General features: G+C 56.6%; 5 protein-coding genes. All 5 read right to left on the bottom strand.

Annotated features, from left to right (window positions below; genetic code table 11):
• Positions 1-51 precede the first annotated feature (51 nt).
• From RWS31_RS06170 to RWS31_RS06150, 5 genes are read right to left on the bottom strand one after another with little or no spacing between them, the layout of a single operon-like run.
• Complete coding sequence (locus tag RWS31_RS06170) at positions 52-1,515, bottom strand: UDP-N-acetylglucosamine-peptide N-acetylglucosaminyltransferase (protein WP_314596755.1); 1,464 nt, start codon at positions 1,513-1,515, stop codon at positions 52-54.
• Positions 1,512-6,569, bottom strand: coding sequence for a hypothetical protein (locus RWS31_RS06165; RefSeq protein WP_314596752.1), 5,058 nt, complete (start codon positions 6,567-6,569; stop codon positions 1,512-1,514). The genes RWS31_RS06170 and RWS31_RS06165 overlap by 4 nt, the downstream gene beginning before the upstream one ends.
• Positions 6,538-8,928 (bottom strand): glycosyltransferase, encoded by a 2,391-nt coding sequence (locus RWS31_RS06160; protein WP_314596750.1) that lies wholly within the window; start codon positions 8,926-8,928, stop codon positions 6,538-6,540. Before RWS31_RS06160 ends, RWS31_RS06165 begins: the two co-directional genes overlap by 32 nt.
• Positions 8,925-11,753 (bottom strand): glycosyltransferase, encoded by a 2,829-nt coding sequence (locus RWS31_RS06155; protein ID WP_314596748.1) that lies wholly within the window; start codon positions 11,751-11,753, stop codon positions 8,925-8,927. Before RWS31_RS06155 ends, RWS31_RS06160 begins: the two co-directional genes overlap by 4 nt.
• A complete protein-coding gene (locus tag RWS31_RS06150) occupies positions 11,719-13,098 on the bottom strand; it encodes a glycosyltransferase family 2 protein (protein ID WP_314596747.1) in 1,380 nt (459 codons plus the stop codon). Before RWS31_RS06150 ends, RWS31_RS06155 begins: the two co-directional genes overlap by 35 nt.
• Between the last annotated feature and the right edge of the window lie 59 nt (positions 13,099-13,157).

Raw genomic sequence — 13,157 nt, 5'->3', positions numbered from 1 at the left:
GAAAAAGCTCGATATAGGCTTAAGGAAGTACGAATAACGCCAATATTTTCCTCAACGATTCTCCCCATCGAGCCATTCCTTCCAAATCTTCTCATACATCGTCTCGACCTCACGCACATAGCCTCTGCCGTCCATCACAGGAGATCGCTGCATCATGGGACGCAGGTTTCGGTGCAGCGCTGTCAGCAATTCTCTGTCCGAAGCGAGCGCCGCAGCTTTTTCGATATATTCTGGCGGAGTCTGTGCCGCCAGTTCGCCAAGGCCGACATTTTCCAGAAGCGACAATCCGAAGCGTGTGCCATGGCGCGTGCCCGCGAGCGTGATGACGGGCGTTCCCATGTAGAGTGCCTCGCACGTCGTGCCGCCACCCGTATAGGGAAAGGTATCGAGCGCTATATCCATGTCCATATACTCGTGGATATAGTCGAGCGTCATGGGGCGCACCTCGATCTGATCGGGACGATAGCCGAGAGAAAGCGCCCTTTTGCGCAAGTTCTTAGGCTTCCACGCCTTCAGCACAAGCTTGGAGTCTGGCACACGCATAAGGAGCGTGTGCCAGAGACGCAGCATATCGTCGGAAACTTTTGCGGAGTTATTGAAGCAGCCGAACACCACTCGTTCATGCGGCTGCCAGTCAATCGTACTTTTGAACACGGCTTCGAACGGCGTATAGCAGAAGTGTGAATGTGGAAGGCGCAGAAGTTTTTCAGAGAAATACGCATCGCCCTTGCCCTCTGGGTCTAGAAAAATATCCGACAGGCAGTAGTCGACCGCCTTGAGCCCCGACGTGCTCATGTAGCCGATTCCCGTGAGCTGCACGGGCGCCGCCTTGTAGCCAAGCGTCGCCAAACCATGTCCGCCGTCCGTATGGCCACTGAGATCGAAGAGAATATCGATCTCATCTGCAGCAATCGCCCGTGCGCGATCCTTAGCCTCAGGCAGGGCGATGCTGCGCCAAATGTTACCGAAGGATCTCATCTGCTCGGCCGCTGCATCAGAATCGTTGCCAAAGTCGTAGCAATAGACCTCGAAACGACTGCGGTCAGCGATGGCGAGCAGCTGCATCATGAAGCAGCTCATGATGTGCGTCTTGAAGTTCGACGAGAGGTAGCCTACCCGGATCTTCTCGTGGCGGCGGTGAAGCTCTCGCTCGTGATACAGTTCCTCCTCCGAACGGAAAAACTGATTATAGGTGAAATGGCGTATGGCAAGCTCCTCGTCACCGATCTGCGGCAGATAGTGACAAATCATGAGGTAGTCACTGTAGAGCTTTCTCTGCTGTGCAAGGTACGGCGCAAGGGCGACCGCCTCTTGATAAGCAGCAGCCGCCTTCTCGATGCGGCCAACGAAATGCAGGAAGTAGCCGAGCCTGCCGCAGAGGAAACTCTTCTCACCGCGTTCAAGCTCTGACGCACGCCTTCTAAGCAGGTATTCTACGCGCTCGATTCCCGCCTCCCATCTCCCCTTGTCCTGCAAAACAGCAAGCTCTCCAGCGATTTTTGAAAAATCTTTCATCCTTCGTCCGACTCCTCCTTCTTTCGTTCGACTGCCGTGCAATAGAAACGTTCCAACTCCTCCATATAGTGCGCAGCCTGCATGACGGGCGAGGCAGCAAGATGTGCACGAAGAGTCCGATGCAGCTGATCGAGAAGATCTGCATCATGAGCGAGCGCCACGGCTTTCTCAATGTACGACCTCGCGTCAGCAGCGGCAAGCTCCGAAACGCCCACGTTCTTCAGCAGCGACAGTCCGAAGCGCGAGCCGCGCCGCCTGCCATAGCGCGTGACGACGGGCACGCCCATGTAGAGCGCGTCACACGTCGTGCCGCCACCCGGGTATGGGTAGGTGTCGAGCGCGATGTCGACCGTCCTGTATCGCTCCATGTAGTCGCTCGTCGCAGGCTCCAGGTCGACACGCTCAATGTCGATCTTCGCCTTTACCATGCGACGCAGCACCTCTTCTCGCATCTCTGGCGCAAAAAGCTCCTGGCACTTGATGAGCAGACGACTCTTCGGCACGCGCTCCAAGATCTCGCGCCAGCAAAAGAGCATTTCTTCCGTGACCTTGTACCAGTGGTTGAAAACACCGAAAACGATATATCCTTTCACTCTGCATGGTCTGCATGGTGCACTCGAAGGATCCGGCACATCGCTCTTCGCCGTGTAGAGGAACTGGCTCGTCAGGCATACAGGCTCTTCCGTGAAGAACGCATCATGTCTTCCCGGCGGGTCGACGATATCGTCCGTGAGGAAGTAATCGACCGAGGAAAGCCCCGTCGTATTGACATAGCCAAGACCCGAAACCTGCACGGGAGCGGGACGATAGCAGAATATGGGGAGTGCGCCGCCCGCGCTGTGCCCTGCGAGGTCGACGAGGACATCGATCTCATCGACACGAATCCTTTCGGCAATTTCAGCATAGGAAAGTCCCGCCATCTCACGCCATGCCGTCGCGTGCTCCTTTAGGGCAGCGGTGAAGCCGTCCTCCTCCTCTGCGAGCGAATACGCATAGATCTCAAAATGCATACGGTCGAAGCGTACGAAAAGGCCGTAGATGAAGGAGAACATGACGTGTCGGCGAAAATCGGGCGACACGTAGCCGATGCGAATCTTGCTGCGTGTCTGTAAAATTCGCGCGGCAAGCGGCTCGATCCCTTCTAGAATCCTCTCATAATCTCGATGCGCAGCAAAAAGCGCCTCCCGCCCAATCGCTGTATTGTGCAAAGCGAGCAGATGCGAGCTGTAGGCTGCCGTGCGTGCGCGAAGATTCTCTGCTAAGTCGGAAGCCTCCCGATAGGCTGCAGCAGCCTCGTCGGCATGGCCGAGCATGTATGCGGCATGACCATGTGCAAGCGCAAGACGATAGCGGAAGGGGCGCGTCTCGTGCGTCTTTTCCGTCAGCGCAGCCGCCTTTTTCAAACTCGCGAGCGCCGCCTTATGATCGCCCGACAGCTTCTGCGCTTCGGCGAGAAGCTGCAGGATTTCCGGCTCTTCCTCCTGCGCCTTCTCAAGCGCCATTTCAAGATAAAGGCGTGCCCGTGCCACTTGCTGCAGCTGCAGGGCGGCAAAGCCCATGCTCATCAAGAGCCGCCCCGAGGCAGAATGGAGAGCCATAAGACGTGCGGCGACAGAGAGAAAACGCCGCCAATCGCGTGCGTTGAAGGCCGCATCCGTCTCTTTTTCCATCTTGAGCACAAGCGCCTTGCGTACCTCTCCCTCATCTTCTCCGAGCCGATGCGCCCAGATCTTTTCATACGCCGCTTCGAGATCGAGCATGTAGCGCGCGGCGTCCATGAGGGGAGACGCCTCCATGCGCGTGCGCAAGGTACGCCGTAGGACGGCGAGCGCCTGTACATCAGCGGCAAGCGCACACGCTTTCTCCACATATTCGTCCGCCGTATGCGCACAGCAAGCGTCGACAAGACCGAGATTTGCCAAAATGCTCACGCCGAAGCGTGCGCCATGGCGCACGCCTGCCCGCGTGACGACGGGCACGCCCATGTAGAGTGCGTCGCACGTCGTACCACCGCCCGGGTATGGAAATGTATCGAGCGCGATATCGACCTCGCCGTATGCCGCGAGGTACTCTGCCGTATGGCCTTCCATATTGACGCGTGCGCGGTCGATGCCCGCCGCCTCGATGCGGCGGAGCGCCTCCTGCCTGCCGTCCGCCGCATCGAACGCTGCCGTCTTGAGGAAGAGACGCGAGCGCGGCACGGTGCGGAGAATCTTCGCCCAGAGATGCAGCACCTGGTCCGTGACCTTCGCGAAGTTGTTGAAGCAGCCGAACGTAATACAGCCCTTCTCCCGCGCAGGCAAAGGCGCGATTCGAGATTTTCCCCTCGCCCGATAGCAAAGGTGGCTCTCGGGCAAGCGCAGAAGCTTCTCTGTAAAACAGGCGTCGTTTTCCCCAACGGGATCGGTATGCACGTCCGTCAGGAAGTAGTCGACAGCGGAAAGCCCCGTCGTATCGAAGTAGCCAATACCCGAGATCTGCACGGGTGCAGGACGCAGCGCGAGCACGGGAAGCGCATTGTTTGCGCTGTGCCCCGCGAGGTCAAAGAGGATGTCGATCTCATCAGCGCGAATCCTCTCCGCAATCTCTGCGGGAGTCTCGCCGCCCACATAGCGCCAAGCCGACGCATGAGAAGAAAGCTCCTCTGCCATCGCATTCTCTCCCGCAAGCGAGTAGCCGAAGACCTCGAAGCGGGTCTTGTCGAAGTGCGTGAAAAAGGCGAAGCTGAAGAGCGCGACGATATGGAACGTGAAGTCGGGCGAAATGTAGCCGACGCGAATCTTCTCGCGCCGCTTCGGCGTTCCCTTCCATCTCGGCACGTCTTTGAAAAGCTCTCCGTAGCGGCGTGCCGCATCGAGCAGGAAGCGCGGCTCGCGCTCGACATAGTGCAGGGCGAAGAGGTAGTTGCTCCATGATGCCGCCTTGTCTTCGAGCGTATCGGCGACATCAAACGCCGCTTTCTCCGCGCACAGAGCTTCTTCAATCTCACCCATACTGCGGCAGATGCGCGCGACGAGGTTGTGCGCGAGCACCTGCTCCCCACGTGAGAGTGTGCCGAGGGCGAGTGCACGGCGTGCATCTTCGAGCGCATCGCGCCAACGGCCGAGCAGGAATACGGCGCGCGCACGCAAGAGAAAGCCAAAGCTATCCGCCTTGTCTGCAAGGTACAGTCCAGCCGCACGCGCGGCATTCTCCCCCTCTTCGGCATCGACGTAAAGCCCTGCCAGAAGCCGCCATACATCGCGCGATGCCCTGCCTGCAGCAAGGAGCGCGTCGGCAGCGGCAAGCGCCTGACGCAAGTCCCCTGCCGCAAAAAAGCGTTTGAGCGCAATGGCGAGCCTCGCAGCTTCTTCGGGGGAAGGAAGCGTCTCAGTCGCATCGTGCGCGGCGAGTGTCGTTTCATAGCCGGCTTCGAGAGCGGCGACATAAGAAGCGCCGTCCATCAGAGGCGAATTTTCCATCATGGAGCGCAGATTCCCGTGCAGGGCGGCAAGAAGCTCCGCATCTTTCGCCAGCGCCACAGCTTTCTCTACATAGCTTGCCGCATCCGCTGCCGCCAGATCCTCCAACCCGAGATTGGCGAGGATGCTGAAGCCGAAGCGCGCGCCGTGCGAATCTCCCTTGAGCGTGACGACGGGAACACCCATGTAGAGCGCGTCGAACGTCGTGCCGCCGCCGGGATAGGGGAACGGATCGAGAGCGATGTCTACGTCGTGATACTCATGTAGGTATTCACGAGTATCGGGGCGCAGCTCGGCGCGTGCAGGCTCGATGCCTGCCGCTTGCAACCGCTCAAGTGCGGCGACGCATCCCTCCTCGCTCGAAAAGGCGGCAGATTTCAAGAGCAGACGCGCGTTCGGAACTGCTGCAAGAATCTGCGCCCACACCGCGAGCGTCTCGTCCGAAGCCTTGGCGAAGGCATTGAAACTGCCGAAGGTCACGAAGCCTTTCCGCAGGCATGGCGCAGCGCCCGCAGGCGGTGCGTCCGCCTCGGGCGTATAGCAGAGGTGCGTATGTGCAAGCACGAGCAGTTTCTCCGTAAAGAACGGCGCTTCCTTGATGCCCGCCGGCGCACCGTCGAGCCATACGTCGCCGATCATATAGTCGACCGCGGGAAGCCCTGTCGTCGCGAAGTAGCCGATGCCTGACATCTGCACGGGCGCAGGGCGATGAGCGAGCACAGGAAGCGCCGTGCCGCGCGTATGACCGGCGAGATCTACGAGGACGTCGATGCCGTCCTCGTAGATGCGCCGCGCCGCCTCCGAGGGTGAGAGCGGCGAGATGTTGTGCCACTTGTCGACGAGATGCATGATGCGGCGGCTCTCCTCGTCCTCAGGGCCGTTCTGGTAGCAGTAAACCTCGAAGCGCTCGGCATCGTAATGCGTGAAAAGCGCCTCGGCGAAGCGCAGCACGACATGGCGGCGCAAGTCGGGCGAGATATAGCCGATGCGAATCTTGCGCCGCTTCTGTCGAAGGCGGTGGAGGAACGGCGGCACATCGCGGAAAAGCTCAGCGTAGGCACAATGCGCACGATACACTTCTTGCTGCGGCACGCGCAAAAAATGCAGCGCGAAGAGAACATTGCTCCACTCCATCCTGCGAAGCTCGAAAGTCTCTGCCGCAGACGCCGCCTTTTTGTAAGCGGCAGCAGCCTCTTCTGCCAATCCCATGATACGCGCCGTCTGCCCGAGAAGGTTGCAAACCTTCTCGACGTAGATTGGTGCGAGTCCTTCCTCGCGCTTCAGGAGTGACGTCAGCGCGTCATATGCCGAGAGCGGTTTCCCCTCAGCGAAGAGGATTCGCGCATGGAGGAACGCGCCGTAGACGGACTGCGGCTCCTTCTGCAGAAGCGCCGCAACGAGAGGAACTGCCCCCGCAAAGTCGCCCGCCTCGATATGGATGCTCGCGGCGGCACCGAGCGCTTCTGCCTCTGCCGACTTATCCTCTGCCAGTTCACGCACAGCGTCCATCGCACCGTCAAAATCGCGTACGGCAAGGCAGTCACCGATTCTTTCGCGCAGCCTATTTTTTTCCTTTTCCTCTTTGCCTGCCATGCGCACGCCCCTTTTCCTTCAGCTTCGCCAAGATGCGCCGCACGCCACGCATCGCATCTTCATACTTGCGCCAATAGTCACCTGCCGCCGCACGATCAAAACGATCGCGCTCCGCTAGATACTCGCCGTAAAGAAGCTCCAATGGCTGTATATACTCTTCTTCCGTCGTGATGTATATGCGGCGCTCAAAATACTCCTTGATGAGCCGCAGCCACTCCAAGCGGCTCAAGAGGATTACAGCCTCCTGCTGCCCCTCCTGCGCCGCGTGACGCCGGTAGCAGCTCAGGGGCTTCTGGAAGAAAATGCAGTCTCCTCCTTCCAAAAGTTCCAGCCACATCGCCACGTCAGAAATTGTCTTGTAGCCGCGGCTCTCGGCATGCCAATAGTGGTGCTTGAGATCGGCCCGCCGAAAGAGGACGGCAGACGGCTCTCCAAGGAAATTACGCCAACCAAGCAGCGTCTCCCTGCCGACAACTGCACCTTCGAATACGGAATAATCCGCTTCAATCTCAGGCACACTCGCCGCATAGGGATTGGGCAGAACCCTTCCCTCGTCATCAATCAGGGCACGCCTTGAAGTCACAAGTCTCGCTGCAGGATTCTCGCGAAACGCCTGCATCATCTTCTCAATCTTGCCGTCGAGCAGGATGTCGTCGTCCATCAGCCACTGCAGGTACTCACCATTGGCAAGCTGCTCAAACGGCACGAAGTTCTCCTCTTTCGTCTTTGCCGCCTTGTTTCTATGATATTGCAGCCTTGAATCGTTCAGATACTTTTCGACAAGGGCTTCCGTCTCATCGTCCGTGCTGTTGTCGCAGACGATGATCTCAAGATTCTCATACGTCTGCCACAGGGCGCTTTGGAGCGCAAGCTCGAAGAACTTCGGGCGGTTGTACGTCGGGATCATGATGCTGACGAGAGGCAGCGCCTTCCTGCGCCACTGCTTTCGGTAAGCATCGGCAAGCAGGAGCGAGGCGCCATCCATCTCGGGCAGGATGTGCATCTCACCCTTCGCCTCGGCGAGCACAGAAGAAAAGCTCTTGAGCCGTGCAGAAAATTCCACCGCTGCGGCATCCATGCGATTCGCTGCCATGTAGAGATATGCTTCATCCTTCTGATCCTGCGGCAAAAATCGCGCATAGTAAAGCACGATCGGCGTCGCCTCCCGTGCGCGTAAAGCCCTCGTAAGGAACAGCGCATCGTGCTCCCTGTCGTAGAGTGTATCGAAAAGTGCGATGACGTCCGCCGCTTCCTGGCCTGCGAGAGCATCGTAAAGGGCGAGGAAAAGCCCCTCGTCATACGGATATTCCCTGAGACCGCGCAGGAAAAGATCGAATGCCTCGTCCGCTCTTCCCTGCATTGCCGCTATCTTTCCAAGAGATGCACAGACAAAGGGAAACATCTGCAGCGAGTTGTCCGATCGAAGCGACGCAGGCGCCTTCTCCTTGAGCTTCATGCCAAGGCGGAACATCTTTTCTGCAAGCAGATAGTCGTGCTCCTCCCATGCCAAGAGTCCATACTCCATGGGAAACTCTGCGAGATCAGGGTACTTCTCCATTGCCTTTTCCAGGACGGCTACGATCTCTTCCTTCGGCCGCTTCTGGGCAAGCAAAGCGCGCGTCAATCCCCAGTACTCAGCACCTTCACGCCCCAGATAGATGATCTTGCTTTCAATCGCTCTGCGTGCATATTCTTCCGCCTTGGCAAAATCGCCCAAGCCATAGTAGCAATCCATATAATGCAGAGCGTCATCCGTCGACTCGCCCTCCGTCTCTTCCTTTTGTCGCAGGAATTCGAGGTTGCGCTCAAGCTTTTTTTGTACGAGATGCTGTGAATAGCCTGTATGGAAAATCACAAGTTCCGGCGTCGCGAACATCTCATGCTCCGCCCTACGAGCATCTACAACATGCTCATGAATCTTGCCCTCGTAGCGAAGGTCGGGACTATTGCGGAAAATGCGCAGTTGGAAGATTGCTCCCGTAAAGCGGTTCCCCTGATCCTTGTCGATGTTGACGAGCCGGCAGATCACGCCGACGATGGGCTTCGTGCTTTTCTCCACCTCCATGAGGAGCGGGCGCACCTTGGCAATCGTCTGCGGACTGAAATATTCGTCAGCGTCAAGGAAGAGGATCCAGTCGCCCTTCGCCTTTTCCAACGCGCAGTTCTTCGCGGCGGCAAAATCATTCTGCCACGCATGATGAAAGACGCGTGCGCCCGCCGCCTTCGCCATCTCGACCGTACGATCGGTCGAGCCAGTATCGACGACAATCATCTCGTCAGCAATCTTCTTCATTGAAGAGAGCCACGTGCCGATATTCTCTTCTTCATTCTTCACGATCACGCAGGCGGAAAGCTTCATGCTCCGACTCCCTTCATCCATGCTTCATAGGCGGCGATATCTTTCGCCGCTGAACCCAAAGCCCGCGCACGCGAAAAGCACTCGCGCGCTGCAGGAAAGTCTCCCATTTGATAAAAAGCGACGCCTGTGTCATGCCAAAAGGCATCATCTGCTGCTGGAGAATCTGCAGGAATCTCCGCCAAAAGAGCCATAGCGGCTTGCCACTTTTCCGCTGTCAAAAGGAGCGTCGCCGCCTCGCACTTCTTTTCTGGCGTCAGTGCAGAAAGAATGCTGACGTATCGCAGCAGGACTTCGTTCGGCAGTCTTTGTGCAAGCACGGGAAGGAACGCCCGGCACTCTTCCCAAAGGTCTGCGCTGATCGGCTGATTCTTGGCAAAACTGCACAGGATCTCCTGCAGCTCAGGCAGAAGAGACTGCATCTCCGATGCATGTACACGCACGGAATCCCCTTTGGCCAGCGCCAGCAGCAGCACGAGGAAGAGTTCCTGCATCACAGCGGCAACGTTCTCCATCGCCACATCTGCCATTTTTTCCCAATCTTGCACCTGCCAAGCAACGAGGCATGCCGCCTCGGGCAAATATTCACCCGAGCGGTCTGTAAGCTCTGCAGCAACATCAGCCGCGAGCTGGGCCTCTCCCGCAGAAATCGCCCAACGCGCCAGAAAGCGCAGCGCTTCAGGCGTATGCGGGAAGAACTTGTACAGTTCCTCACCGCAAGGGACACCCCAGATTCTCCGCCAGAGCCCGAGCGCTTCCTCACTGAACGGGTTGAGGCGCAGGGAGGAAGTGATCGCCGCCTTCGCCTTTTCCTTCTCGCCGAGAGCGAGGCGAATCTCTGCCAGCTCGCGCCAGGCGACGGGAGCCTCCGCCACAAAGCGCGTGGCCTGTCCTGCGTCATTTTCATGTGTAAAAATATCGAGTGCCTGTTCAAGACAAGCAGCAGCATCCTTGAGTCTTCCTGACGAAAAGAGAATCCTGCCCTTTTCCGCATGAAAATCGGGCAGACTTGGAAATTCCTCCGCCGCTTTTTCTGCCAGGGAAAGCATATCCTGAGCCGACATTCGGCATTCGCGCATCGCACGCAGCGCCGTTCGATACATATCGCTGTCACTGCCGACGGCAGTCGCTGAAGAATCGAGCGCCGCCAGAGCATAGTACAGCGCCTTTCTCCAATCGCCAAAAGCGATGTAGCAGTCTGCCAAATAACGGTAGTGCCTGTCCTGTTCGCCGTTTTCTTTGATATCTTCCTGCAGTAGGGAAAAATTGCGCTCCATCTTCTTCATCACGCGCCCCGATGAGTAGCCGAGATGATGGACGGTCAGATGCCTTCTTTCCATTTTGATCTCAAGTTTGCCATCCATCTTGCAAATGCTTTCGTGAATTCGGCCAACAAAGACAATATCCTTCCTGCGCCGAAAGAGACGTATGGCTGGAAAGCGCTGGATCTCCCTGAGTCGATCATCCTCGTCAAGATTTACGATCGTCAGCATGACCGCCTCGATCTCCGGCTGCTCGACGGAAAGTGCGGCAAGATACGGCCGCACCTGCTGTGGTGCAGCAAAATACTCATCGGCGTCTAGAAAAGCGACCCATTCTCCCGTTGTATGAGCAAGAGCCGCATTCTTTGCCGCTGCAAAATCATCGCTCCATGGATGATCGTAAACACGCGCCCCCGCCGCCTCCGCAAGTGCCTTCGTATCATCTTCAGATCCCGTATCAACGACGATGCGCTCATCGCTGTAAACCGCCGTATTTTCGAGCCAGCGCGGCAGATCATGCGCCTCATCACGCGCGATGGTGCAGGCCGAGATTTTGAGCGTCTTCTCCCTTTCCGCGATCTTCTGCCAAAGGGCTGTGCGCTCCTTCGCCACGGCGAGCATCGCATCATCAAACTCCATGGCTTCGCCATCTTCCTCATGCTCAGCATAGGCACGAAAGGCTTGCTGCATCACCTCTGCCGCCTCCGAAAATCTCAAATCGCGCGCGAGATGCTCAGCATATTCAGCGTGAAACTCCGGCAGGCCTGGAAAGTCCCGCACGGCCTTCTCCAACAATCGGGTGCGCTCCTCTCCTTCCGGCAGCATATAAAGCAGCATGCGATAGCAGCGACTGGCGAAGATCACAGGACGAGGTCCCTCCGCAACGTCAAGCCTCGCATAATGAAGGGCGCGTTCCGTATCACCCACGCCCTCATACGCCTCAGCCAGGTAGCGATAGAGATCCTGCGGACTTTCCGTCTGCTTCAATTCCCGCAGGAGGAGTTTCAAATTGCGCTCCGCCTTTCCTTTCAAGCGGCTCTCCGTATAGCCCGTATGAAGCAACACCAACATGGCCTCCGGGATGAATGCGAGCCGCAGTTCCTCCCCCTTTCGCTCAATGTGCTCGTGGATACGCCCCACATAGCGAATCTCAGTTGAACGCCGAAAAGCACGCACGACGTAGGTGTGATCGATTCGTCGCTCCCTCTCGCCGTCGATATCAAGATTCACGATCTTTACGGCAAGCGCATCATATTCCTTTGCTTCTTCAAGGATGACGCGCAAATTCCCCCGCGTTTCTTCGGAAAAGCGCTCATCTGCATCGAGGAAGACGACCCAATCGCCTGTCGCATGGGAAAGCGCCTCGTTTCGTGCTGCCGCAAAATCGTCATGCCAAGAACCTCGAAAGAGCTTTGCCTTGGGAATCTTCTCTACGATGCGGCACGTATCATCCTCTGATCCTGTATCGTAGACAACAATCTCATCTACACTCGCTGCGACACTTGCGATGGAAGAGCTTATATTCTTCGCCTCATTTCGTGTAATCCAGCATGCCGATATGCGCATCATCGATCTCCTTTTTCTTCTTCACAATCTCATAGCCGTTCCACTTTTCCTGCAAAGTCTTTGGCAAAAAAGCGAGCATTTCTGCCTTTGCCCGCGGCACACGAGCCGCTGCCACAAGAAGCAAACCACAGCGGCACATCCGTGCCATAGCAGGTGAAGCCGACCGCCTGCCCTGCAGCAAACGCTTCTGCAGCAAGGCGGGAAGCATCATCGTGCTCCCATTCCCTGCAAATTCCTTCATCTGAATCCCACAAATGCGGCACATTTCTTCCAATAGTTCCTTTGCAGAAGGAGGCATCACTCCACAAAAGCAGCTGCTTTTCAGAAAATTCAAGGCTGCCAAATCATAACGCCCCAGAACGCGATAGATCTGTGCAAGACGTTCATAGGCAATCCCACCGCCCTTATAAAAGTACGGAAACACCTCATCTTCCCGAGCAGCCTCAAAAAGGACGGCTGCTTTCTCCAAATTGCAAACTGCCTCCTCCAGATCTCCCCTACACGAAAGAAGAATGCCTTTTTCTGCATAGAATTCGGGAAGATGAGGAAATTCTGCCTGTGCACAATCCATAAGATCACACATCAAGTCCAAGGGAAGGCTAAGGGATCGCATGGCTTCCAATGCAACATGATAAAGGCCCCTGCGGGTATCTCGTGGATACGTAGGGAATTCCAACCCCGAAAATGCCATCTCCAAACAGCGTTCGTATTGTCGAAGGTGGTAGAAACAATCCGTAAGTCCGGGGTAAAATCGCTCCGCATGACCATTCTTCTCAATGTCCTTGAGCATCAGGGACAAGTTGCGTTCGATTTTTTCCTCAATTATGCCGCCACGATAGCCGTCATGATTGAGGACGAGTCCTTCGGGATAGGAAACTCGCAGACGGCCTTTGCTGCTGTATACATTCTCATGAATCTTTCCATGATAGCGCAGCCATGGTGCATTGCGAAATATGCGCAGACTTCTGTCACGTGAAAATTCTTTGCCTTGATCGTCGAGATTCAGGCGCAGGAGCATCATCGCTTCCAGATCGGAAGCGGCACCGATCTCCGCTTCGATTGTACTGCGCACACCTTGCGGTTCGACAAACCATTCATCTGCATCAAGAAAAACGATCCAATCTCCTGAAGCTGCTTCAACAGCGAAATTTCTCGGAGCGGAGAAATCATCCTGCCAGGAGAAATCCAATACGCGCGCTCCCAGCGCCTCAGCAATTTCTCTTGTCCCGTCCGTCGATCCCGTATCGACCACGATGATTTCATCCACAGCGTCTACCAGACTCTGCAAGGATCGGGCAATATTTCGCTCTTCATTTTTCGCGATATAGCAAGCAGATATTTTCATGATGCCCTCCCGATAAGCTCATGTCTTGTTATCGTGATAAGCAGAACGAAACTTAAAAC

It is taken from the genome of uncultured Selenomonas sp. (assembly GCF_963528755.1).
Lineage (GTDB): Bacteria > Bacillota > Negativicutes > Selenomonadales > Selenomonadaceae > Selenomonas.
The sequence above is the reverse complement of the archived record's forward strand: the minus strand, read 5'-3'. Positions and strand labels throughout refer to the sequence as shown.